We start from the raw sequence: 25,377 nt of genomic DNA on the forward strand, positions 1-25,377 counted from the left end.
CACTTACTTTTTCTTATCGAAACGTTTACCTTTCTTAAAACTTTTAATTTCTTTTCCGGCTTTTGCCTTTGCCTTATCTCTGGCTCGTTGTTCTATTACTTTTGCGTTCTTCTTCTCATGGAAAGCACCTTTAAAATCAGGGTCATCCTTACGTTTTTGCATGTCAATTTCACGGGCTATGTGCTGACGCTCTTCGTAAGGCGTTTCATCTATATATACGCCTTCCGGAATTTCGGTTACCGGAATATATTGGCGAATTAATTTTTCAATTTTACGGATATAATATTTCTCGGCATCGGTGGCAAAAGTAATGGCATCGCCTTTGGCAAAAGCCCTTCCGGTACGTCCAATCCGGTGAACGTAATCCTCGATGATAATTGGCACATCAAAGTTAATCACATGGCTAACATCGCTCACATCAATTCCCCTACTCGCAACATCTGTAGCAACAAGCACACGAATATTACCTTCTTTAAAGCTATTGATGGAATTAATCCTGGTGTTTTGGCCTTTGTTGGCATGTATTACCCGAACGTTTTCCGCACCATACCTACGCTCAATAAAACTAAAAATATTATCGGCTACAGATTTCGTTTTACAAAAAATGATTAGGCGAGTAAAAGCTTCATCGTTTTTTAGTAAATGTTGTAAAAGGTTAATTTTTGTCTTGAAATTTGGTACGTAATAAAGCGTTTGAGTAACATTTGCAGCTGGCGTAGCTTGCGTTGAAGTTTCTATTACCAATGGATTATTTAAAAAATCGCCAGCAATTTTTTGCACCAACTCGCTCATGGTAGCTGAAAACAATAAATTTTGGCGTTTACGCGGAACAATTTCTAAAATTCTGTGAATAGATCCAATAAAACCCATATCCATCATTTTATCAGCCTCATCAAGCACTAAAAATTTAAGACTTTGTGTATTGATATCGCCGGCTAAATATAAATCTAAAAATCTTCCGGGTGTGGCAATTAAAATATCTACACCTTTTGCAATCTGTTCTTTTTGAGTTTTAGGACCAATGCCGCCGAAGATTACCAATGAACGCAAATCAGTATAAGTAGAGAATAGTTTTACCTGCTCTGCAATTTGCATGGCTAATTCTCTGGTTGGCGATAAAATTAAAGCCCTCGGATTTTCACCTTGTGCATATTTTAACTGCATTAAAATTGGCAGCACAAAGGCGGCCGTTTTTCCTGTTCCGGTTTCAGCGATACCAAAAATATCTTGTCCGGATAAAACCGGGGCGATTGCTTTTTCCTGTATCGGAGTGGCAACGGTATAACCTGCATCGGCAACTGCATTTAAAATTTGCCTGTTTAACTTAAATTCTTCGAACGATTTCGCCATAGCCTGCAAAGATAGTCATTAAGGTTGAGGGTTTGAAGGTGTGAGGTAAATGGTAAAGTATCAGAATGCCTTTTTAATTGCTAAACAGACCTGACTATGAAATTAAAATTTCATTTTTTGAATCCTCACCGCATTTAGAATTGCCAATAAAGCCACACCAACATCCGCAAAAACCGCTTCCCACATGGTTGCTAAACCACCTGCTCCTAAAATTAAAACCAAAGCCTTAACCGCAAATGCCAAAACGATATTTTGAATTACAACACTTTTTGTCGCTTTACCTATTTTAATTGCAGTTACAATTTTCGAAGGCTGGTCGGTCTGAATCACAACATCAGCAGTTTCAATTGCGGCATCGCTACCCATTGCACCCATAGCGATACCAATGTCGCTAATCGCCAAAACAGGTGTATCATTTATACCATCACCTACAAATGCAACTACCTTTAATTTATCCTGCTTAATTTCCTCAAGTTTGCGCACCTTATCTTCAGGCAATAAATCGCCATAAAATGAATCAATGCCTAAAACACCGGCAACTTTTTTAACAATTGATGTTTTATCACCACTAAGCATAACCACTTGCTTAATGCCATTTGCGTGAAGATTTTTAACGGCATCAGCCGAATCTTCTTTAATTTCATCGGCAATTAAAGCATAACCAGCATATTCTCCATCAACCGCCACAACTACAATACTTTCCTCAATGTTTCTGATGGCTACATCGTAAGAAATATTAAATTTATCGAGCAGTTTAGTATTTCCAGCCAATACTTCATTGCCGTTCACCGTTCCTTGCAAACCCATACCAGCAACTTCTTTTATATTTTCTGCCTGATGAAAATCTATATTTCCAGCGTACGCTACAATTGCTTTCGCTATCGGATGGGTAGATTTTGCTTCTACTGATACCAGATATTTTAAAAATTCCTGTTCATCGATATTGGTTTCAATCTTTTGAACTTTAAAAACACCTTTTGTAAGCGTACCCGTTTTATCCATTACAACGGTATTAAGCTTGGTAATGAGATCCAAAAAGTTAGAGCCTTTAAAAAGTATTCCGTTAGATGATGCTGCTCCAATTCCGCCGAAATAACCCAAAGGGATGGAAATAACCAATGCGCAAGGACAAGAAATTACCAAAAATACTAATGAGCGATACAACCAGGTTTGGAAATGATATTCGTTACCCAAAACTAATATGGGTATGGTTACCAATGCTAAAGCTAAAAAGAATACGATTGGTGTATAAATTTTGGCAAATTTTCTGATAAATAATTCGGTTTTTGCTTTGCGTGTTGTAGCATTTTGAACCATTTCTAAAATCCTGGATAAAGCACTATCTGCAAATGCCTTTGTAACTTTAATTTCGATTACAGCATCTATGTTTAGCATTCCTGCTAATACATTGTCGCCTTTATTGATGGTTTTGGGTTTACTTTCTCCGGTTAAAGCAGCGGTATTAAAACTGCTTTTTTCAGATAACAGTTCACCATCCAAAGGCGTTTTTTCTCCAGCTTTTATTTGTATAATGTCGCCAATTTCAACTTTTTCAGGCTCAACATCTTCGTATTTACCATTTCGCAAAACGTGTGCAACATCAGCCCTTACATCTAGCAAAGCTGAGATATTTCTTTTAGCACGATTAACCGCAGCTAATTGAAAAAGCTCGCCAATGGTGTAAAAAAGCATTACAGTAACACCTTCAGGGTATTCGCCAATTGCAAAAGCCCCGATTGTAGCGATAGACATTAAAGAAAATTCTGTAAAAAACTCTTTGGCTTTGAAAGTTTCCCAAACTTCTTTTAATACGGGTACGCCAACCGGCAAATAAGCTAAAATGTACCAATAAGGACGAATTTTATTGAAAGCTTCAATTTTAAAAACGTTATCGAAAGCAATACCAATAAGCAGCATAGCCAAAGTTACTATTGCCGGTAAATAGGTTTTAAATGATGAAGGGTCGTCACCGTGGTCATGGTCATGTTCATCGCTATCTTCTTGGCTATGTGTGTGCTCATGAGTATGTTCATGCGCTTTGCTGCTGCAGCAACTTTCTTCTTTATCGTGGGAATGACTCATTTAGATTATTTTTTTGAAAAGCAATTTTAGGTGCATTTCGGTTTCTTTCATCCCGCCACCGTTACAAATCCTCAGCCAAAGAAAAATTGGCTTCCGGGTTTTCCACTTTGTCGGGTTTAGGTGGCGCTAATCGTAGTACTATCAAAAGTAAAATAAACCTGACAGAAGCGGAAATACTTTGGCAAAACTTACGAAGTTTCCTATCAAAAAATGCTCATCTAACTTCGTAAGTTTTAAAAGCCAAAGATTGAAGCGAATGGCGGGACTGCAGAACAAATGAAAAACCCAACAATCATTTTCATATATCGTATAACTAAAAAGACTAATTTTATGGAAAATGAAATTATCTTTAATCATTCTTGATAATAAAAAAATTGGGTAGCACACAATAAATAATGTTAAAAAATGTTAATAGTGTATTAAGAATTAAAAAAGATGAAATCTCTAAAGTTCCATTTCTCGCCAAGTGAATTCTTAAGACGGCTTGGTTTAACAAAAATTTACTACTGGTTTTACAAGTAATATTTCTAATATATTGCTTCAGTATTAATTTGTATTTCATAAATTTCGCACAAATAACTAACTTATTTAAGCGAATGAAATACCAAAATTTGAAAAGATATTTTGCTGCACTTGGCATAGTTGCGGCTGGCTTTTCTGCAAATGCACAAGCTCCAAAAAAATACATCGATCCTGCAAACATGGATTTATCGGTTAAACCGGGCGATGATTTTTATCAATACGCAAGCGGTACCTGGATAAAAAACAATCCTGTACCGGCCAAAGAAACTCGTTGGGGCTCTTTTAACGAACTTCGAGACTTTAACATCAATGCCGTAAAATCGCTGGTAGAAGAAGCAGCGGCTGATAAATCTGCTCCTGCCGGCTCAGTAAAACGCCGTGTAGGCGATTTCTTTGCCGCTGCAATGGATACAGTAACCATCGAAAAATTAGGTTATACTCCAATTAAGGCCGATTTAGAAAAAATAAAGCAGATTAAAGATATTCAGGGTGTTTTAGACCAGGCTGCTTACATGCGTGTAAATGGAATTGGTGGTTCTATGTTTAGCATTGGTGTTGGCCAGGATCGTAAAAACGTAAATAAATACATGGTTAACATTGGCCAAGGTGGTACAACTTTGCCAGACCGTGATTATTATTTGAAAGATGATACGCGTAGTGTAAAAATTCGCGATGCTTATGATACTTACATGACTACCTTATTTAGTTTAACAGGTAGCAGCCCTGAAGTAGCTAAACAAAAGGCAGCAACGGTTTTTAAAATCGAAAAGCAGTTTGCAGAAGCGCAAATGAGCCGTTTAGAAATGCGTGACCCTTATGCAACTTACAATAAACTTACTGTAACAGATTTAGGCAAACAAACTCCGGGTATTAACTGGGCAACATATTTACCAAAATTTAACATCAAAGGGCAGGATACTGTTTTAGTGTCATCGCCGAAATTTATGGCGAGTGTGGATGCTATGTTGAAATCGATTTCAGTTGCAGATTGGAAAACCTATTTGGAATGGAACGTTTTGAAAAGTTCTGCCGGAAGTTTAAGTTCTCCATTTGTTAAAGCAAGTTTTGCCTTTACGCAAGCACAAACCGGACAAAAAGTACAAACACCACGCTGGCAACGCATGTCGTCTTTAACAGATGGCACAATTGGCGAATTATTAGGTCAGCTTTATGTTGCAAAATATTTCAAACCGGAAGCTAAAGCCCGCATGGATGCCATGATTGTTAATTTACGCAAAGCATTCGAAATCAGAATTAAAGGCTTAGAGTGGATGAGTGCTGAAACCAAAACTAAAGCATTAGAAAAACTTGCTGCTTTTGAACCTAAAGTTGGTTACACCACTAAATGGGAAACCTACACAGGCTTAAATATTAACAAAGCAACATATTTCCAAAATTTGCGTAACGCAAGTGTTTGGGGATATAATGAGAATGTAGGCAGATTAGGTAAACCGGTAGATCGTACTCGTTTCGGTATGACGCCGCCTACTGTAAATGCTTCATACAGCCCAACAATGAATTCTATTACTTTCCCTGCGGGAATTTTACAATTTCCATTTTTTGATCCAAATGCAGATGATGCTTTGAATTATGGTGGTATCGGTGCTGTTATCGGTCACGAAATGAGTCATGGTTTTGATGATAGCGGAAGCCAATATGATGCAAAAGGTAATTTAAAAAACTGGTGGACCGCAGAAGACCGTAAAAAGTTTGAAGAAAAAACAAAAGCATTGGGTGAGCAATTTGATGCTTACACGGTTTTAGATACCGTTCATGTAATTGGAAAATTAACAATGGGTGAAAACATTGGCGATTTAGGCGGTTTAAATGCAGCATACACAGCCTTCAAAATGACTAAACAAGGCCAGAGTAATGAAAAGATTGATGGTTTTACGCCAGACCAACGTTTCTTTTTAGCATGGGCACAAGTGTGGAGAGGTAATATTTTACCAGAAAGCGCAGCACAGTTAATTAAAACCGACCCACATTCACCTGGCCCGTACCGTACAATTGGTGCACCGGTAAATATGGATGCATGGTACACTGCTTTTGATGTTAAACCTGGCGATAAATTATACAAAAAACCAGAGGATAGAATTAGAATGTGGTAATCATAAATTGAAAACTTCTATATTTAAATAATATTTGAACGATATTCATCCCTGAGAGGAATATCAAACCTAAGAACGTCTCGAGTAATCGGGGCGTTTTTTTTATTCTACACAACAAGCACTCGTTTTCTTAATTATCATTCTATCTTTGAAAATACGATTCGCCTACATGAAAAATATCTTAAAATTAGTATTAGCATTATTAATAGTTTGCACATCAGCTTCTGCTCAAAACAAACTGATTAGCCTTGATAAATTGATTAACAAAACAGATCCGGCCTGGCCTTTGGTTCAAAAATGGATAGATTCTGCTAAAAATAAAGTAACCGTTTTACCTGTTGATACGGCAAAGGCCAATAAAGTTTTATACAACGCCCAGATGACTACCTATGCTACGCTTGGCTCTGTTATTTACAATACGGGTGGTATTTTGATTGATAATGGATGGATTAGAATTTTAGGTTCGGGTAGCGACCGTATAACAAGAAATATTGCAGAGTGGAACAAAGGCAAAACGATTAAAGAATATGGCGATGATATTCCTTATCTTTTAGTAGCAGATGATGCCATAGGTGGTTTTTTCGCGATAAATTATGGGGGTTTAGGTAAAGATGTAAAAAACATGTATTACCTGGAGCCAAATACTTTAACCTGGCAGCCATTAGGTGCTGGTTATGGCGAGTTTTTAATTTTTTGCTTCGATAGCGATCTTTCTAAATTTTATAAGGGATTACGCTGGAGTACATGGGATCAGTTTATTGGCAACTTAGAAGATACAAAAACCTACAGTTTCAGACCTTATTTATGGGAAGCCGGAACGGATATCGAAAAAAGCTCGAGAAAATTGGTTGGAATAGAAGAAATGTACCGTTTCAACATTATGAAATCGAAGGAGCTTAATGCTGATAAAGGCATCAAGAGAGATACATCAAAGCAATAAGGTTTTGATTAAAGCCGTTATTGCGAGGCACGAAGCAATCTTTTTTGATAAGACACATCACAAATAGATTGCTTCGTGCCTTGCAATGATGATTTTGTTGTCTAATTCAGATTATAAAACTAGTGCTTTCGCATATTCTTATGCGTATTTGGCTTGTATTTTTTTAGGCAGCTTTGCAAGTACCAATGCTCGTGATTCAGCAACTCTAGCTTTAAGTTCTTTGTCGTTCAATACATCCATATTTTCTATTTGAATCCATTGGCGTTTGGCTAAATGATAAGCTTGGGCAATGCCATCTCTGGCTGTTAATGCATCAAATTCATCCGGATTGCATTTTATAGAGAAGCGACTGCCCTGATCAATATCTGCAATAACATAAATTTTCTCCTCAATCATAAAGCATAAATGATCCCATTTCATGCCTTCGGTTGTACCGGGCAGATTTAAACAATATTCTCTGAATGATTCTATGTCCATTTAGGTTTAGGGTTTAGGGTTTAGGGTTTAGGGTTTAGGGTTTAGGGTTTAGGGTTTAGGGTTTAGGGTTTAGGGAAAACAAATGCAAATTTCACTATGTTTGCGTTAGATACGAAATTAACAATTCTACTCAAGAATCTTTAAATCCGATAATCATTTTAATCCTGAAAATCTTCTAATCCTTTAATCCTGCTAATGAATATTATTACCCAAACTGCTGATGGTTCAAATACCTTATACAACGAAACCATTGAAGAGCATTACCACAGCAAGCATGGCGCATTGCAAGAAAGCAAACATGTTTTTATTGATGCTGGTTTAAAGTTTGCGTCATCAGGAAAATCAGAAATTTCGATTTTTGAAGTGGGTTTTGGAACCGGACTTAATTTTATTTTAAGCTTAGAATATTGCATACAAAACAACATAAAGTTAAATTATACCAGTTTAGAGGCCTTTCCCTTAACAATCGAAGTGCTTAACCAAACCGGTTATTCCGCTTATGTTTCTGCTGATACCTGGAATAGTTTTATAACAAACTATGAAGATAGCTTGAAAGGAATTAAGGCCCTATCTCCGCTTTGCCAGCTTCAAATTCCGCATACCACATTAGCAGAATTTAAAACTGAGCAAACTTTCGATTTAGTTTATTATGATGCTTTTTCTGTGCAACATCAACCCGAAATGTGGAGTGACGAAATTATAGCGCAAACCTGCAACCTTTTAAAACCTGGAGGTACTTTTGTTACTTATGCAATTACCGGAAAACTTAAGCGTGCTGTTAAAGCCTGTAATTTCACCATTGAGAAATTACCTGGGGCACCCGGCAAAAGGGAAATGCTTAGAGCATTGAAAATGTAGAATGTTTTGGTTTAAGATGGATGATGGACGTATTGCAGGAAAACTTTAATAGTTGCAAAATCTTTAGTAACTAAACCCGGGTAAAGCGGCATACTTTTAACAAAATTGAGCGCAGCGAAATGCAGTTAAAAGATATAGCGAAACACGGGACTAACTTTAATAGGAATTGGTCAATTGCTTTTCAAAACAATATTAAATCTGACAAAATTACGACTACCAGGGAAAACCACTCCATTTTTAAATTGTTGACCTTTTATAACATTTCACATCATGGAGAAACGAATTTTAGGAAAAACAGATTTAAATATTGCACCCATTGTATTTGGAGGAAACGTTTTTGGCTGGACAGTTGATGAACAAAAATCTTTTGAGATTTTAAATCAATTTATAGAAAGCGGCTTCAATTTTATCGATACTGCCGATGTTTATTCTCGTTGGAAGCCAGGAAATAAAGGTGGAGAATCGGAAACAATTATTGGAAACTGGCTAAAAAAACAAAATAAAAGGCACGATGTAATTATTGCCACTAAAGTTGGCTCAGATATGGGTAATGGCAAATCGTTAAAAAAAGATTACATCATTAACCAGGTTGAGCATTCTCTTTCTCGCCTGCAAACTGATTATATAGATTTATATTTCTCTCACTTTGATGATGAACAAACGCCGGTTGATGAAACCTTGAGCGCTTATGAAACATTAATCAAGGCGGGAAAAATCCGATGGATTGGCGCATCAAATTTTTCTGCAGAAAGGCTGCAAGAATCTTTGGTTTATTCTGCCAATAATAACCTTCCTCGCTACGAAGTTTATCAGCCTGGTTATAATTTATTCGACAGAGCCGAATTTGAGCAGGAACACGAAAAAATTTGTTTAGATGCAGGTTTAGGAGTTGTAACCTATTATTCTTTAGCTAGCGGATTTTTAACCGGAAAATACCGCAGCGAAGATGATTTAAATAAAAGCCAGCGTGGCGGTGGCATAAAGAAGTTCTTAAACGAGCGTGGTTACAGAATTTTAGACGCACTTGATAAAGTAGCAGGTCAACATCATGTTGAACAAGCATCGGTAGCTTTAGCCTGGTTAATTAATCGCCCATCAGTTACCGCACCAATTGCAAGTGTAACGGATTTAACTCAACTAAAATCCTTTACAGAGGCAGCCAATTTGAAATTATCAGCTGATGACATTTCTCTATTAGATAAAGCGAGCATATATTAAAAGATTAATTATATATTTAAAATCCCGATGAACAAAACATTTATCGGGATTTTTTGTATTATTCTGGATTTTAATATTACGATGAAAGATAAACTCTCTTTTCTACCCAAATTAGCACTCGTGCTGTTCTGTTTAATCAGTTTAACGTACATTGCTATTTTAGGGCATTCGCTACTTGCTCCCTTACTTTTTTCTTTCTTGATGGCGATTTTATTATTGCCTTTGGCGAATACTTTAGAGCATAAACTAAAATTAAAAAGGAGTTTTTCTACCATTCTATCTGTAATTGTGATGGTGGTTATCATTGGTGGTATAGTTTATTTTTTCGGAAATCAGCTAAGCGATTTATGGCAGGATTGGCCGCTTTTAAAACAAAAGGCCGGTGTTTCATTTAACGAATTACAGCAATGGATTTCGAAAACCTTTAATGTAAATACTCAAAAACAGTTAGCTTATTTAAACGATAGTACCGAAAAGGCGCTTGCTACAAGTGCTACCATCGTTGCAACAACATTAGCAACATTGTCTTCTACCCTATTATTCTTAGGTTTTACATTATTATTTACTTTCTTTATTTTAAACTACAGGCGCATACTTTTCACTTTTCTAACTTCCGTTTTTAAAGAGGAACACAAAGAAAAAGTAGGTGAAATTGTATCGCAAATTCAATACATAATCAAAAAATATATCATTGGCTTATTTTTACAAATGCTGATTGTTACTGTTTTAATGATGGCGGTGTTAAGTTTATTAGGCGTCAAATACGCTGTCCTTTTAGGTTTGGTTGCCGGCATTTTCAACGTGGTTCCTTATCTGGGTATTTTCTTTGCATTGCTGATAAGCTGTTTAATTACCTTTGCTACCGCTGGTGCAGGTAAAGTTTTGCTAGTTTTAATTGCCTTTGTTGGGGTGCACGCTATAGATGGAAACATATTGATGCCATTGGTTGTAGGTTCAAAAGTTAAAATTAATGCTCTGATAGCCTTTTTAGGTATAATTGTTGGCGAAATGGTTTGGGGCATTTCGGGCATGTTTTTATGCATTCCTTACTTAGCAATACTAAAAATAATATTTGATAGAGTTGATACTTTGAAACCGTGGGGCTTGTTAATGGGCGAAGAACACAAACCTGAAAAGAAGAAGCGGGTATACCGATTAACAAAGAAAATTCAACTTCAGGAAAAGGATTAATTCAAATCTTTTTACAATAAAGGCTTTTGCTAAAAGGAATTGATGATGTGTAATGTGCTTACCAAAAGCCTTGCTAATTTCTACCTTCCATATAGTTTATTTCAAAGCATTCAATTTTTCTTAATCAAATGGTATTGGTAATTTAGCAGCATAAAATAAATACCATGCCCAACAATCCAATTCCTGCCGCTGCACATAACCCTGCTGATGCTTTTGATCGTTTACTTACCGTTTTAGATACTTTGAGAACGCAATGTCCGTGGGATAAAAAACAAACCATGGAAACCTTGCGCCATTTAACAATCGAAGAAACTTACGAGTTAAGTGATGCCATTTTGGATGGTAATTTAGACGAAATTAAGAAGGAACTTGGCGATGTGATGATGCATCTGGTTTTCTATTCAAGAATTGCTTCAGAAACGAATGATTTTAACATAGTTGATGTACTGAATGGTGTTTGCGATAAATTAGTAAATCGCCATCCTCACATATACGGCGATGTTGAAGTTGAGAACGAAGAAGACGTTAAGCGAAACTGGGAACAAATTAAGCTAAAAGAAGGAAATAAATCTGTTTTAGCGGGCGTTCCGGCTTCGCTACCGGCTTTGGTAAAAGCTGCCCGCATTCAGGAAAAAGCCCGCGGTGTGGGTTTTGATTGGGAAGATAAAAGCCAGGTTTGGGAAAAGGTAGAAGAAGAATTACAAGAATTCAAAAATGAGTTTAATGTTGCCGACAATACGGCTATTGATGTAGAAAAAGCTGAATCTGAATTTGGCGATGTACTTTTCTCGTTAATCAACTATGCCCGTTTCATAAACATTAATCCAGAAAACGCCTTAGAAAAAACCAATAGAAAGTTTATCAAACGTTTTCAATATTTAGAAAACAAAGCAAAAGAAAACGGTAAAGCCTTGGCCGACATGACGCTTGCAGAAATGGATATTTATTGGAACGAAGCGAAAAAACTGTAGTATGATTACTGAAAACGAAGATAGCCAACAAGCAAATAACTTAATAAATATCATCACTTTTAATGTTAGGGCAACTAAAACCGTTACAGATGATGGCATTATACCCTGGATAAATATTGCCCGGGCGAATGAAGAGATTTTGAATTTAGTTGATGCTGATGAGCTTGTGATTGCAGAAAAAGAGGTTAGCATTTCCATTGATTATCCATTTGAAAACCCCGAAACTTTTTCCTTAATATCGCCAATTGGATTTACCAGAACACAACTTTTGATTGCAATAAGAGAAAAATTTATAACTTTTGCTAAAGCTCAAAATATAGAGATTGATGCTTTGGATTTAGTTTCATTGGATGTTTACAAAACCGATTCAGGCTCCATAGAAATTACTTTGGATATTGATTTATAAAATCAAGCAAAGAAGAATCCGTCATTGCGAGGCACGAAGCAATCTCTGACAAAATTAATGCAAGTCAATAAGATTGCTTCGTGCCTCGTAATCACGACAGCCTAATAAACTTTCCTTCTACCTAATACCTAAAAATAGAAGAAGCCGTCATTGCGAGGCACGAAGCAATCTCTGACAAAATTCAGGCAAGTCAAAAAGATTGCTTCTTGTCTCGCGATTACGACAGCCTAATAAAAAACGCCATCTACATAATACCATTTACCATCTTCCAATTTAAAGTTTGATTTTTCGTGCAGAACTTCGGTTTGGAAATTATGGTTCAAATAAAACGCTTTAAACTCAACCTTATCAAACTCGGCTGCAACAATTTCCAATTTTAACCACTTCGTATTTTTAGCACTTTTTGTATAAGAATCTGCTGAATTTCCTTTGCGTTTGCTAGGATGAGTGGTTTCAAAAAGGTAGTTTCCATTGGCCAAAACAAATGCCGAATACCTCGAACGCATTAAAGCTTCGGCTGTTGGTGCGTTAGATTTATTTAAATGATAAGGCTGACAACAATTTGCATATTCAAGTCCGCTTGCACAATAACAATTCATTCGATATAAATTAGTTTTGAAACACAAAAGTAGGATTTAATAATTTTGGAGCTAAAATTTCCGTAAAATTGCAATGAATAATGAGGTATTTTTTTCACATTGCATACAACGGTCAGTATTTTAGCGGCTGGCAAAAACAACCAAAAGTTAAAAGCGTTCAGGAAGTTTTAGAACATTCGCTTGAACAGATTTTTAAAGTTACCATACCAATTATTGGTTGTGGAAGAACGGATGCACACGTACATGCGAGCCAGTTTTTTTTCCATGCAGATATTGCAATCGGTTTTGATTTTGATTTATTGTTTAGGATGAACAAAATACTGCCCTACAACATTGCGGTTTTCGATATTATACAGATGGAAGGGCTGCCTCACGCCCGTTTTGATGCTGTTCAAAGAAAATATGATTATTTCCTTCATACCTATAAAGATCCTTTTCTTAGTCAGCAAAGTTCCTTTTATTTATTGCCCAAGTTAGATTTAGTGCAAATGAAAGCCGCTGCAAAACTTTTACCAAAATACAAAGACTACAGGCCGTTTTGTACACACCCAGATAAATACGAACACACCATTTGCAATGTAATGGATGCAGACATTTTTGTTAATGAGCGTGGCGACAGAATCCGCTTTCACATTGCCAGCAACAGATTTCTGGGCAAAATGATTCGGATTTTAATGGGTAAAATTTTGAAAATTGGCAAAGGGGAATTAACAGTTTCTGAATTTGAGCATCATTTAGCAACGCTAGAAATGCCAAAACTTTTAGAACCTGCTCACCCAACGGGTTTATATCTATCTAAAGTAACTTACCCTTATTTAAATTTAGCACCACGTACCGAATTTCTTTCGGCCTTAGAAGGCACAAAGTGGATTTCTGTTTAGGCCTGGGTTTTCGAGTTTTTGCAGTGTTTTTGCCTTCTAAGCCTGATTGCAGCGGTATCCTTTTTGGTTGCAGAAACCTTGATTACACTACCATTTTGAAGCCCAAAAAGATATAGCGAAAAGCAGGATCATCGTAACCGAAACGAACCACACCCTGCCTTACAAAAATCTATTTAAACCTGATGGCTTTTAGTGGCGAAACTTTACTGATTAGCAACGAAGGGATAATTAATACGGTTAAACAAACCACAACGGTGATTACGTTCAGTGCTAAAACATCAATAAAATGAAATTCTATTGGCGCATAAGCGAGGAAATAATTGGCCTGATCTAACTTGAAAATATGCGTAGCCTGCTGAAAAAACCCTAAGCCCAAACCTAAAATATTGCCTAAAAGCAAGCCAATTCCGATAAGGTAAGCGGCATTGTATAAAAATATTTTCATAATGCTCCAGTTGCTTGCGCCGAATGATTTTAGCATTCCAATCATATTTGTGCGCTCTAAAATCATGATAAGCAAAGCGGTTATCATGTTTATTACGCCTACAATTAGCATTAAAATCAGCAATACATTCGTATTTACATCAAGCAAACCGAGCCAGGTAAAAATATTTGGAAAGTTTTCTTTGATAGAAAATGAACGTAAATTTTGAGGGAGTTGCTCAAAAATTTCATCTGCAACGGGCTTTAACTTTGAAAAATCTTTAGTTCTGATTTCTACACCGCCAATTTCGTTAGCTTTCCAATTATTTAAGCGTTTTACAATGTTTAAATTACCGAGTACAAAGCCCTTATCAATGTCTTCTACTCCAATATCGTAAACACCAACAATTTTAAATTTTCGTGGGCGAAGCTGATTTTGAACAAAATACATGATAAAATCGTCGCCAGTTTTTAGCTTTAAGCGTTTAGCAGTGTAATTCGACACCAATAATTCTTGCATGGCCGCCGTAGAATCGGCAAAATCAATCACTCTACCACTTATTATGTGTTGTTTTATATAGGTCCAATTGTAATTTTTATCTACGCCTTTAAAATTAATGCCTTCAATTTCTTCATTAGCAGATAAAATTGCCGGTTTGGTTGCAAATGGATAAAAATACTCGATATTTTTATTGTTCTTGAGCATTTTCTGAGTTTCTGCATCAAGGGTGAAAGGCGAATGCTCGAATGAATTGTTTAAATCGTAACGGGTAATTTGCACATCGCCCAAAAAACCTCTAACCTTATCTTGAATTTCTGTTTTAAAACCTTTAATTATTGCGATAGAAAGTATCATAACGGCCAAACTCAGCATTACACCTGCAATGGCAATACGTACGATGAGCTTAGAAAAAGTACGTTCTGATTTTAAAGAAATGCGACCGGCTATGAAATATTCGAAATTCAATTTTGATAAATTTGATGCTACAAAAATGCTTAATTACTATTTAAAAATGGCATTTTTGAAGATAAATTACCAGTTTGAAATGAGTATCTAACTATCTATAATTAAAAAATTGCTAAATTGTTTGTTTTGACATAATAACACAACAAAAACCTATTAAAATGAAAAAATATATCAGCTTTGCTTTAATAAGTATAATTGCCCTTTCTGCATGCGGGCAAACACCTAAACCAGAAAAAACTGAAAAAAATGAGCCTGTAACTGCAACTGAAACAAGTGTACCTGCAAACGCTATAAAAACCGGAGCAGAACAAACCGAAAAATATTTGCCATTGTTAAAAGGCAAACGAGTTGGTATGGTAGTTAACCCAACATCAATAATTGGTAAGCAAACCTCTGTAGATAGTTTGTTAAAGAGAGGAATAAAAATCCAGAAAATATTTGGTCCGGAGCATGGTTTTAGAGGCAATGCTAGTGCTGGTGTAAAAGTTAGTGATGATGTTGATGAAAAAACCGGTATAAAAGCGGTTTCACTTTATGGAAAACACAGTAAGCCGACTAAAGAGGATTTGGCTGATATAGACATCATGGTTTTCGATATCCAGGATGTAGGTGTTCGTTTTTACACGTACATAAACACCTTGCAACACGTAATGGAAGCCTGCGCAGAGAACAACAAACCACTATTAATTTTAGATAGACCGAACCCGAACGGATATTTAATTGATGGTCCGATTTTAGACCCAAAATTTAAATCGGGCATTGGGATTCAACCCATTCCAATTGCACATGGCTTAACCATTGGCGAGTATGCGCAGATGTTAAACGGAGAAGGTTGGTTAAAAAATAAATTGAAATGCAAAATCACCGTGATTAAAAATGCCAATTATAATCATAATATGGAATATACTTTGCCCGTTAAACCATCACCAAATTTAAATACGCAGCAATCTATTTTGCTTTACCCTTCAACTTGCTTATTCGAAGGCATTTACCTTAACCATGGCCGCGGTACACAGTTTCCTTTTACTGTAATTGGTGCACCATATTTAAAAGGCATTTATAAATTTTCTTATACACCTACCGGGATAAAAGGAATGGCAGAAACGCCAATTTTTAAAGATGAAGAATGTTTCGGCATTGATTTGAGAAACTACGATACTTCTATCTTAAGAAAAAAAGGACAAATTAATTTAGGTTGGGTTATAGAATTATACAAAGCATCGCCTAAAAAAGAAGATTTCTTTAATTCTAAATTGAGCAACCAAACCATGCCAGTAGAAAAGTTAATTGGAGTTGGAGATTTCAGACAACAAATTATTGATGGCAAAAGCGAGGCAGAAATCAGAGCAACCTGGGAACCAGGATTAAGCAGTTATAAAACCATGCGCAAAAAATACTTATTGTATAATTAATGATTGAATTTTGAATGAGTGAATTTATCAAACAATAGTGGATAAAACTTTGTTCTTTAATTAAAGATTGATTTTTATTCAATTCATAAAATTCATTTATTCAATCATTAAACCATGAGCGGCAAGAAAGAAAAAAGTGATAAACCTGGAAGTAATTATGAGCAAGAAGTACCAAAGGGCAGGGAACCTGTAGACAATAAAACGGTTAGAAAGGCGAATGATAGTAGCCCGCAGAAACCGGTAAAGACTAAGGAACCAGCAAAAAAGAGAGAAAACGAAGAACAACCTGTTCATCCGATAAAAGAAGCACCTAAAGAATAAAAAAAGCTTTCACTGAAAACAGTGAAAGCTTTTTAGCTTTAATTACTCTTCGTTGCTTTACAATATAAATAAAACCGTCATTCCCGTGAAAACGGGAATCTTAAAGCGAAAAAACAATTGAAAAATAAATGTTTATTTACGCTTTAATATGCCCAGTCAAGCTGAGCATGACGATAGCATATGAACTCTAAACATGCTCATTTAAAAGACTACTCCAAAAATTTAGTTGCTATTCGTAGATTTTAGGAAAGACAACAACACTTTTTCATCGTGTTCTAAACCTAATTTACCTATACCATTGTTATTATCCATTTTCTTCAAAAACTTTTCTAGTTTTTCCTCCTCGTAAGCACTAATAAGCAAAGGATAAACGTAAGAACTTTTACACACTGCCCTAGTATTACCAAGTTTTTTTGCCACACAATCCAACACGTTTACAATGGTTTTTTTTGTGTTGATTTTTATATCTCCATCTTGTTTACACTTAGAAAATTGTCTTAATGCTTCTAAGGTTCCACCCCAGGTTCTAAAATCTTTTGCAGTAAAATCACTACCGGTTATTTCTCTGATATAACTGTTTATCTTACCCGAATCGATACTTTTATGTTCCTTTCCGTTAGTATAAAATTGAAACAAATCTTGCCCAGGAATATCGCGACACTTTTTAACCAACTTGGCCAAAGAGCGGTCGTTTAGCTCTACGTTTTGTTTAACACCCTTTTTACCAATAAAATCCATGCTAATTTTACTGCCATTTATTTTAACATGCTTATCTCTTAAAGTGGTTAAGCCGAAAGAACCATAAAGCTGCTTATAGTTTTCGTTACCAATACGGATTAATGTTTTTTGTAAAACATCAACAGAAATAGCCAACACCTTTCGCTCGTCTAAATCTTTGCGTTTTAAATCTCTGGCCAGTTTCTTTCTGGCTTCTGGTAAGGCTTTGCCAAATTCATATAATCTAAAATATTTATCTTCCGAGCGGCGTGAAGTCCATTTTGTATGGTATTTATATTGCTTCCTTCCTGCGGCATCTGTACCTGTTACCTGCAAATAACCATTGGCTTTATTGCAAATCCATACACTTTGCCATGCCGGTGGAATTACCAAAGTTTTTATTCTTTCTAAATGCTTTTCGTCGGTAATTTTTGCGCCGTTCTTATCTTCATAATGAAATTTACCAGGTTTCCCTTTTCTGTAAATACCAGGCATCGAATCGGTAACATAAATTAGTCCGCTTGCCTTTACAACGTCTTTACCTTGTATCATTTTAAACTATAAAATAGGGTTAATTTTTAGTTATTTTGTAAAACCTAACGGGAGCATTTCACGTTAATTTACTACACAACATATTCCAGATGAAAATAGTTTTTATGGGCACGCCCGATTTTGCAGTTGCTTCTTTAGATGCTTTAGTAAGGGCAAATTTTGATGTGGTTGCCGTTGTTACAGCCGCCGATAAACCTGCTGGCCGCGGACAAAAATTAAGCGAAAGTGCTGTAAAAAAATATGCTGTAGAAAAAAATATTCCTGTTCTACAGCCCGAAAAACTAAAAAATCCTGAGTTTTTAGCACAGCTTAAATCTTTTAATGCAGATTTACAAGTTGTTGTTGCTTTTAGGATGTTGCCCGAAGTTGTTTGGGCAATGCCGCCTAAAGGAACAATTAATCTTCATGGTTCTTTACTGCCACAGTATCGCGGTGCTGCACCAATTAACCATGCCATAATAAACGGAGAAAAAGAAAGCGGTGTTACTACTTTTTTCTTAACCCACGAGATTGATACCGGAGACATTATTCAAAGTGCAAATGTTGCTATTGAAAGTACCGATACTGCCGGAGATTTACATGATAAACTGATGAACGTAGGTGCAAGCCTATTGGTTAAAACGGTAACTGCAATTGCTGAAGGAAACTACCAAGAACAGCCACAACCACAAAGTGATGTATTAAAACATGCTCCTAAAATTTTTAAAGAAGATTGTAAAGTTGACTGGAATAAACCATCATTAGAAGTTTTTAATTTTATTCGTGGTTTAAGCCCCTATCCTACTGCTTTTACTTTATTAAATGATAAAACATTAAAAATTTTTAAAGTGGATATCGAAGAAAAAGAACCTGCAATTGCAGCCGGAGGCTTTTTAACGGATGGTAAAACTTTTCTGAAATTTGCTACTAAAGATGGTTTTATCAAACTTCAGGATATTCAATATGAAGGCAAAAAACGTATGCCGATTGAAGATTTTTTAAGAGGAATGCGGTTGTAACTCAACCCAAAATTTCCTTAAAACTTCTAATTTAATACAAATTAAAACCTTTCAACTTTACAACATTACAACAATTTTGAAACAACAATTGCTTAAATTCGCCCCATGGCAAAAATATCAATTAACCTTGCTACAGGTTCGTTTCAAAGGGAAGAAATTATAGTCGGAATCGATTTAGGCACCACTAACAGTTTGGTTGCGTTTATTAATCCTGATAAAAATCCGCAGGTTATTAACGATGCCGGTAAAGGAATTTTGGTGCCATCTGTTGTGTATTTCAATAACCAAAATGAAACCGTTGTAGGTAATGAGGCGAAAGAGTTTTTAACAACCGACCCAGCTAATACCATTTTCTCTGTAAAACGATTGTTAGGTCGCTCTTATAAAGATGTAGCCGAACATGCAGCTATTTTTTCTTACAAAATTATTGATGATGATACAGATTCATTGGTAAAAATTCAGGCTGGAAATCGTTTCTATACACCTATTGAATTATCAGCAGAAATTTTAAAGGAGCTAAAGGCCAGAGCCGAACATGCACTGAAAACCCCGGTAAACAGAGCAGTTATCACAGTTCCGGCATATTTTAACGACAGCCAACGCCAGGCTACGCGTGATGCAGGTAAACTTGCAGGCTTGGATGTGATGCGTATCGTGAACGAGCCAACGGCGGCAAGTTTAGCCTACGGAATTGGTTTAGATCCATTGCAGCAAAAAACAATCGCAGTTTACGATTTAGGTGGCGGAACTTTCGATGTTTCTATCCTTCAAATTCAGAATGGAATTTTTGAAGTTCTGGCAACAAATGGAAACACTTATCTTGGTGGTGATGATTTTGACAGAGCCATTCTAAATCACTGGATAGAGAATAACAACCTTGATATTAAAACTTTAGCTAATGATGCGGTACTGATGCAAACTTTACGTTTACAAGCAGAGGCGGCAAAAAAAGCATTATCATCTCAAAATTTATATAACGAAAAGGTTGGCGAAATTTGGTGTACTTTAGATAAGCAAACATTTGAACAGCTTATTGCAAGTAAGGTTGAGGAAACTATAACTGCTTGCAAAAATGCGCTAAAAGATTCAGAACTATCTGCAACTGATATTGATGAAGTAATTTTAGTTGGCGGTTCTACCCGTACACCATTTGTAAAACAACAAGTAGAAAATTTCTTCGGTAAAAAACCACAAGATAATATCAACCCTGATGAAGTTGTAGCTTTAGGTGCAGCCATCCAGGCTGATGTTTTGGCTGGAAACCGTTCTGATATTTTACTATTAGATGTAACGCCACTTTCACTTGGTATTGAAACCATGGGCGGATTAATGGATGTAATTATCGCTCGAAACAGTAAGGTTCCAACAAAGGCTGGTCGCCAATACACTACTTCAATTGATGGTCAGGTAAACATGAAAATTTCTGTTTACCAAGGTGAACGCGATTTGGTAAAAGAAAACCGTAAGCTTGCCGAATTCGATTTAAAAGGAATTCCGGCTATGCCTGCAGGTTTGCCAAAAGTTGATATTAACTTTTTGCTCAACGCTGATGGCATTTTGACTGTTCAGGCTATAGAATTACGCTCGGGTGTGAAGCAGGAAATTGAAATTACGCCAAGTTACGGTTTGAGCGATGATACCGTAGAGAAAATGCTGTTAGACAGTATTGAACATGCAAAAAGTGACGTGGAACAAAGAATGCTGATTGAAGCTCGCAGTGAGGGAGAACAACTACTTTACACCGCCGAACGTTTCATTGAAAAACATGCAGAACACTTAATTGAGCAAGAAATTACAGAAACTAAAGTTTATATCGAGGCTTTGAAAACAGCTTTGGCTTCGCAAGAAAAAGATACAATTTTGAAAAAAGCCGATGAACTTAATGAGTTTACTCGTCCGTTTGCAGAACGCGTAATGGATGCAGCGATTTCTACAGCAATGAAGGGAAAGAAGATAGAATAGAGTCAGAAGTCTGAAGCCCAATGATATGATCTGATACGCATTTAACCGTCACTGCGAGGCACGAAGCAATCTTACAACTACGGGTTTTGTTAACTAGGGCTTTAGGATTGCTTCGTGCCTCGCAATGACGTGAGTGTCAAAAAAGCCAATCCAACCATAAAACCTCCTTTTTCTTACCATACATCAAAAATTCTCTACTCCTAACCTATTAACTTTGTTGTATAAATTACAGCGATTATGGAATTAGGTATTGGCATGTTTGGCGATTTGCAAGTGAATGCAAAGGGAGAAATTCAACCAGCACAACAAAGATTACAGGAAATTATAGAAGAAATTAAGCTCATGGATGAAGTGGGCTTAGATTTTTATGGCATTGGCGAGCATCATCGGCATGAATATGCTGTTTCTAGTCCTGAGATTATTTTAGCCGCAGCATCTACAGTTACCAAAAATATAAAATTAAGCAGTGCAGTTTCAGTTTTAAGCTCATCAGACCCAGTAAAACTATACCAGAATTTTGCAACGGTCGATTTACTTTCAAATGGAAGAGCTGAACTTATGGCCGGTCGCGGAAGCTTTATCGAGTCATTCCCGTTGTTTGGTTATAACCTTCAAGATTATGATGAACTTTATGAGGAGAAGTTAGAACTTCTTTTAAAAATAAATAAGGAAGCAAAAATTACCTGGAAAGGAAATTTCAGACCAGAATTGGTTAATCAAGAGGTTTTGCCTCGTGCAGTAAACAATAATTTAAAAATTTGGGTTGCCGTGGGTGGTACACCAGAATCAGTAGAGCGTGCCGGCAGATTAGGTTTACCTGTAATGTTTGCTATAATTGGAGGTCAGCCTATACAGTTTAAGCCACTTTTTGATTATTATAAAAAAGTATATCAGGCTTATGGCCATGATATGAATAAGTTTGAAGTTGGTGTTCACATGCATTCTTTGTTTGGAGAAAACAGTAAGGAAATTGCCGATTATTATTATCCATTATATTCAGCACAAATGAATAGAATTGGCAAAAGTCGTGGTTGGGCACCTTATCAAAGAAACCAATTTGATGGTGGAATAAGTGAAAGCGGCGCCTTAATTATTGGTGATGCAAATGAATCAGTAGATAAAATTTTATCGATGGAAGAAACCTTTGGCTTAACACGTTTCTCAGCACACATGGATGTTGGAGGTCCATCACACGCAGCCATGATGAAATCAATTGAGATTTTTGGGACAAAGATTGCTCCAAAAGTTAGGGAAGCATTAAAGAAATAATTATGCTTTCTCTTTTTTAAGTATTTGTAAAAAAGAATAAACATAGCAGCCAACGCAAACGGCAAAAAGGCTTTCTAATAAAGCAAAAATTATCATTGTAGATGTTAATATCAGCGTTGCGATAGTAAAATTTAATATAAAAGTCGCGGTAATTAAAAGGCAAAAAATAAAGCCCAAAGTTGCCGCGAATTTTTTTGGAGCCAAATCTTTCATTTTTGAAGTTATGTTGAATGTTTTAACAACTTTAACTGCAACCATTTTGAGCAAACTAAACTTTCCATCGGTAAATGCTCTAAAAGAAAAATCAATAAGTAAAAACAATATTGCCCAGTAGTTGGAAGATATAACACAAGCAATGGCAATTAAAGCAACCATAAAAGCAATTATTCTAACTACGTTTTCATTAACTCTTTCTGCTGATACTGGGCAAGACAACTCCATGATTTTATTTTTGGCGAATCTATTAAAATTTTTTGCTAATAATTATCATCTAAAAACTTTTACATCAATTACATAATCTTTTAACCTTTTAAAAATTCATTCTTATATTTATTATTACAACATTTATAATAATGCAAAGAGAATAAAATCTTAACCGAAAATTATATAGGCTTTGATTTTATATCACATTAATTATGGAGAGTTTCTTTTAAATAATTGAAAATTTAAATATAAAAATGAAAAGATTAACGATTCTAATTGCGTTAATCATCCCATTTATTTTCTGTACTTCCTGGGGTTTCTTCGCACATCAAAGAATAAATAATCTTGCTGTATTTACTTTACCTTCCGGGATGCTTTCTTTCTACAAGAAAAATATAAAATACATTACCGAGCATGCTGTAGACCCTGATAAACGGAGATATGCCGATACACTAGAAGCTCCCAGACACTATCTTGATGTTGAAAACTACGAAAAAAGCATAGATAGCATCCCTGAAAAATGGAATGATGCTGTTGCTAAGTATGGTTTAAAGAAACTTAATCAGGATGGAATAGTTCCCTGGCAAATTCAGCGTACTTATTATAGTTTAATTAAGGCTTTTGAAAATCGAGATTCGATTAAAATATTGAAATACTCAGCAGATTTGGGTCATTATATTGGAGATGCACATGTTCCATTGCACACAACAGCTAATCATAATGGTCAGTTAACTAATCAGGTTGGCATTCATGCTTTTTGGGAGAGCAGATTACCAGAACTATTTTCTGCAGACTATAATTTTATTGTTGGTAAGGCAACGTACATAGAAAATCCTTTAAAAGAGGCCTGGAAGATTGTTAAACATACCAATACTTTGGTTGATACAGTTCTAAAATTTGAGGCTCAGCTTGGTGCAAATTTTCCATCAGATAAAAAATACAGTTTCTCTGAAAGGAACAACACCGTTTTAAAACAATATTCAATAGCTTATTCAAAAGCTTATCACAATAAAATGGAGAATATGGTAGAGAAGCAAATGCGTGCTGCCATATTAAAAATTGGTTCATTTTGGTTTTCAGCATGGGTTGATGCCGGCCAGCCAGAATTAAAAAATCTACTCAAAATAGAACCAAAACCCGAAGAAAAGAAATCTGATACGGATACGGAAAAGAAATACTTAAAGGGAATACCTATAGGAAGGGAAATTTGATAAAAAACAAAAGGCAAGAAATAATTTCTCGCCTTTTGTTTATTTAAAGATTAACAGATTCTATTTTGAATCGTCACCTTCTATTATTTTTTCTATTTTTTTAGGTTGTAATTTACTTTTTACAGCCGCCCATATTGCTGGCACAAACGTTACTACAGCAATGAAAACAATAACCAGTTCAAAATTATTTTTTATAATTGGAATTTGGCCCAAAACATAACCGCCTAATAATAAAGCTACAATCCATGAAACGCCGCCAATAATATTAAAATAAGTAAAACGACCGAAAGGCATTTTAGCAATACCAGCTACAAATGGTGCAATAGTTCTAAAAATCGGTAAAAAACGACTAAAGATAATAGCCTTTCCTCCGTGTTTTTCAAAAAACTCGTGAGATTGTTCGTAATATTTAAGCTTTAGAATCTTATTATCTTCTTTAAACACACCAGCACCTAATACACTGCCCAGTTTAAAATTTACGGTATTGCCTAAAATTGCTGCAACGATTAAAATTAACAGCATTAGCCAAATATTTAAACCGGTTTCATGCTCTCCAGCAATTAAAGCACCCATTGCAAATAGCAAAGAATCGCCAGGTAAAAAAGGCATTACAACTAATCCAGTCTCTGCAAAAATTATAAGGAATAAAATTAAGTATGTCCAGGTTTGATAATCATTCACGATTTGAGCCAAATGAACATCAATGTGAAGAATGAAATCTAAGAGTTGTTGTAGTAATTCCAATTGTATATAAGTTTGGGCAAAAGTAGGAATATCAATTTGATTTAAAGACTAATCTAAATTTATTAGTAGAAATTTAATTACTACTGACAATTACCCGTTTTTGTAATTTACCTGCAGTGGTACCTTTATTTACACCATCAATCATGATTGTATAGGTATTTCCTTTGACGAAATTTGTATTCAGAATTGTATCTGTAACGTTAGGCGAAGCCAAAAGATTTAAATAAATATTGGCATCAGCATTAACAGGGAGCTTTATATAACCTGAATTTTCTCCAGGACCTAATATTTTGACAACACTTGACGATTCATTTCTAATATTAACGTTGGAACTTAAATTATAACCCAGATTAATAAAAAACAATCGAACACTAGATGCATCACGGGCTAGATCATCTTCCAAAACAGTTAATACAGAATCGGTTGCTGACTTTTTAGTATAGTAAACCGTATAATTCTTACCAACACTAAATAAATATTTAATAGAATCGCTTATACTAGAAGTACCAGCGCCTCTTGAATAAACATTATATTCTTTATCGCCCGCCGCAGTTATATAACTACTGCTTGAGCCATAAACAACAGCTGGTGCAACTTTCAATCCATTAAGATAAAAATCTTGTGCACCCTGGTCAATCGCATTTAAAAACCTAACTCTGGTATCGTAATCATTATTATCATTCTTTACACAAGCAATTGAAAATGAAGCAATAACTAAGACTAAAACAAACTTAATATTTGAAGATAATTTAATTTTCATTGGTGGTTGTAA

23 protein-coding genes are annotated in these 25,377 nt (G+C 35.7%); 14 read left to right on the forward strand and 9 right to left on the reverse strand.

Going from position 1 to position 25,377, the window contains the following annotated elements; all coding sequences use genetic code 11:
• Positions 1-3: 3 nt before the first annotated feature.
• Both LUA90_RS02700 and LUA90_RS02705 read right to left on the reverse strand, forming a co-directional pair.
• A complete protein-coding gene (locus LUA90_RS02700; RefSeq protein WP_231465487.1) occupies positions 4-1,350 on the reverse strand; it encodes a DEAD/DEAH box helicase in 1,347 nt (448 codons plus the stop codon).
• Positions 1,351-1,452: 102 nt separating this feature from the next.
• On the reverse strand, positions 1,453-3,432 hold the full coding sequence (locus tag LUA90_RS02705) for a heavy metal translocating P-type ATPase (RefSeq protein ID WP_370635289.1): 1,980 nt from the start codon (positions 3,430-3,432) through the stop codon (positions 1,453-1,455).
• Positions 3,433-4,028: 596 nt separating this feature from the next.
• Here LUA90_RS02705 and LUA90_RS02710 point away from each other — a divergent pair.
• Both LUA90_RS02710 and LUA90_RS02715 read left to right on the forward strand, forming a co-directional pair.
• Positions 4,029-6,065, forward strand: a complete 2,037-nt coding sequence (locus tag LUA90_RS02710) for a M13 family metallopeptidase (RefSeq protein ID WP_231490027.1) — start codon at positions 4,029-4,031, stop codon at positions 6,063-6,065.
• Between the two features lie 169 nt (positions 6,066-6,234).
• Positions 6,235-7,005 (forward strand): DUF2625 family protein, encoded by a 771-nt coding sequence (locus tag LUA90_RS02715; protein ID WP_231490029.1) that lies wholly within the window; start codon positions 6,235-6,237, stop codon positions 7,003-7,005.
• A gap of 138 nt (positions 7,006-7,143) precedes the next feature.
• Here LUA90_RS02715 and LUA90_RS02720 read toward each other — a convergent pair whose 3' ends face one another.
• Positions 7,144-7,482, reverse strand: a complete 339-nt coding sequence (locus LUA90_RS02720; RefSeq protein ID WP_231490031.1) for an MmcQ/YjbR family DNA-binding protein — start codon at positions 7,480-7,482, stop codon at positions 7,144-7,146.
• Between the two features lie 195 nt (positions 7,483-7,677).
• Here LUA90_RS02720 and mnmD point away from each other — a divergent pair, with 195 nt between their 5' ends.
• From mnmD to LUA90_RS02745, 5 genes are all read left to right on the forward strand, one after another.
• Positions 7,678-8,340 (forward strand): tRNA (5-methylaminomethyl-2-thiouridine)(34)-methyltransferase MnmD, encoded by a 663-nt coding sequence (gene mnmD, locus LUA90_RS02725; RefSeq protein WP_231490033.1) that lies wholly within the window; start codon positions 7,678-7,680, stop codon positions 8,338-8,340.
• Positions 8,341-8,610: 270 nt separating this feature from the next.
• On the forward strand, positions 8,611-9,558 hold the full coding sequence (locus LUA90_RS02730) for an aldo/keto reductase (RefSeq protein ID WP_231490035.1): 948 nt from the start codon (positions 8,611-8,613) through the stop codon (positions 9,556-9,558).
• A gap of 27 nt (positions 9,559-9,585) precedes the next feature.
• Positions 9,586-10,749: an AI-2E family transporter gene (locus LUA90_RS02735; protein ID WP_231463105.1), complete on the forward strand. Its 1,164-nt coding sequence runs from the start codon at positions 9,586-9,588 to the stop codon at positions 10,747-10,749.
• A gap of 164 nt (positions 10,750-10,913) precedes the next feature.
• Entirely contained in the window at positions 10,914-11,720 is an 807-nt protein-coding gene (mazG, locus tag LUA90_RS02740; RefSeq protein ID WP_231490036.1) for a nucleoside triphosphate pyrophosphohydrolase, read from the forward strand.
• 1 nt (position 11,721) lies between these two features.
• On the forward strand, positions 11,722-12,126 hold the full coding sequence (locus tag LUA90_RS02745; RefSeq protein ID WP_231490037.1) for a hypothetical protein: 405 nt from the start codon (positions 11,722-11,724) through the stop codon (positions 12,124-12,126).
• 227 nt (positions 12,127-12,353) lie between these two features.
• On the opposite strand, the gene LUA90_RS02750 is transcribed toward LUA90_RS02745, so the two are convergent.
• Positions 12,354-12,725, reverse strand: coding sequence for a YchJ family protein (locus tag LUA90_RS02750; protein ID WP_231490039.1), 372 nt, complete (start codon positions 12,723-12,725; stop codon positions 12,354-12,356).
• Between the two features lie 80 nt (positions 12,726-12,805).
• Here LUA90_RS02750 and LUA90_RS02755 point away from each other — a divergent pair, with 80 nt between their 5' ends.
• Positions 12,806-13,606 carry a tRNA pseudouridine(38-40) synthase TruA gene (locus LUA90_RS02755; protein WP_231490041.1) on the forward strand — a complete coding sequence of 267 codons (801 nt, stop codon included), beginning with the start codon at positions 12,806-12,808 and terminating at the stop codon, positions 13,604-13,606.
• 169 nt (positions 13,607-13,775) lie between these two features.
• Here LUA90_RS02755 and LUA90_RS02760 read toward each other — a convergent pair whose 3' ends face one another.
• Positions 13,776-14,996, reverse strand: coding sequence for an FtsX-like permease family protein (locus LUA90_RS02760; protein ID WP_231490042.1), 1,221 nt, complete (start codon positions 14,994-14,996; stop codon positions 13,776-13,778).
• A 158-nt stretch (positions 14,997-15,154) separates the two neighbouring features.
• Between LUA90_RS02760 and LUA90_RS02765 the strand changes: the two genes are divergently transcribed.
• Positions 15,155-16,408 carry an exo-beta-N-acetylmuramidase NamZ domain-containing protein gene (locus LUA90_RS02765; RefSeq protein ID WP_231490044.1) on the forward strand — a complete coding sequence of 418 codons (1,254 nt, stop codon included), beginning with the start codon at positions 15,155-15,157 and terminating at the stop codon, positions 16,406-16,408.
• 114 nt (positions 16,409-16,522) lie between these two features.
• On the forward strand, positions 16,523-16,729 hold the full coding sequence (locus LUA90_RS02770) for a hypothetical protein (RefSeq protein ID WP_231490046.1): 207 nt from the start codon (positions 16,523-16,525) through the stop codon (positions 16,727-16,729).
• Positions 16,730-16,951: 222 nt separating this feature from the next.
• Here LUA90_RS02770 and LUA90_RS02775 read toward each other — a convergent pair whose 3' ends face one another.
• On the reverse strand, positions 16,952-17,998 hold the full coding sequence (locus tag LUA90_RS02775) for a DNA topoisomerase IB (protein WP_231490048.1): 1,047 nt from the start codon (positions 17,996-17,998) through the stop codon (positions 16,952-16,954).
• Positions 17,999-18,087: 89 nt separating this feature from the next.
• On the opposite strand from LUA90_RS02775, the gene fmt reads away from it, so the two are divergent.
• The 3 genes from fmt (at position 18,088) to LUA90_RS02790 (ending at position 22,227) form a co-directional block, all read left to right on the forward strand.
• Positions 18,088-18,996: a methionyl-tRNA formyltransferase gene (gene fmt / locus LUA90_RS02780; RefSeq protein ID WP_231490050.1), complete on the forward strand. Its 909-nt coding sequence runs from the start codon at positions 18,088-18,090 to the stop codon at positions 18,994-18,996.
• A 105-nt stretch (positions 18,997-19,101) separates the two neighbouring features.
• On the forward strand, positions 19,102-20,958 hold the full coding sequence (gene dnaK, locus LUA90_RS02785; protein WP_231490052.1) for a molecular chaperone DnaK: 1,857 nt from the start codon (positions 19,102-19,104) through the stop codon (positions 20,956-20,958).
• A gap of 237 nt (positions 20,959-21,195) precedes the next feature.
• Positions 21,196-22,227: an Atu2307/SP_0267 family LLM class monooxygenase gene (locus LUA90_RS02790; RefSeq protein ID WP_231490053.1), complete on the forward strand. Its 1,032-nt coding sequence runs from the start codon at positions 21,196-21,198 to the stop codon at positions 22,225-22,227.
• Here the strand turns inward: LUA90_RS02790 and LUA90_RS02795 are convergent, their stop codons facing one another.
• Positions 22,228-22,668, reverse strand: a complete 441-nt coding sequence (locus LUA90_RS02795; RefSeq protein ID WP_231490055.1) for a DUF4395 domain-containing protein — start codon at positions 22,666-22,668, stop codon at positions 22,228-22,230. It abuts the gene before it with no gap.
• A gap of 236 nt (positions 22,669-22,904) precedes the next feature.
• Here LUA90_RS02795 and LUA90_RS02800 point away from each other — a divergent pair, with 236 nt between their 5' ends.
• Positions 22,905-23,861 (forward strand): zinc dependent phospholipase C family protein, encoded by a 957-nt coding sequence (locus LUA90_RS02800; protein ID WP_231490057.1) that lies wholly within the window; start codon positions 22,905-22,907, stop codon positions 23,859-23,861.
• Between the two features lie 60 nt (positions 23,862-23,921).
• On the opposite strand, the gene LUA90_RS02805 is transcribed toward LUA90_RS02800, so the two are convergent.
• Positions 23,922-24,605, reverse strand: coding sequence for a DedA family protein (locus tag LUA90_RS02805; protein ID WP_231463029.1), 684 nt, complete (start codon positions 24,603-24,605; stop codon positions 23,922-23,924).
• 73 nt (positions 24,606-24,678) lie between these two features.
• Positions 24,679-25,365, reverse strand: a complete 687-nt coding sequence (locus tag LUA90_RS02810; RefSeq protein ID WP_231490059.1) for a DUF4397 domain-containing protein — start codon at positions 25,363-25,365, stop codon at positions 24,679-24,681.
• Positions 25,366-25,377 lie beyond the last annotated feature (12 nt).

Source organism: Pedobacter sp. Leaf170, from assembly GCF_920984665.1.
Lineage (GTDB): Bacteria > Bacteroidota > Bacteroidia > Sphingobacteriales > Sphingobacteriaceae > Pedobacter.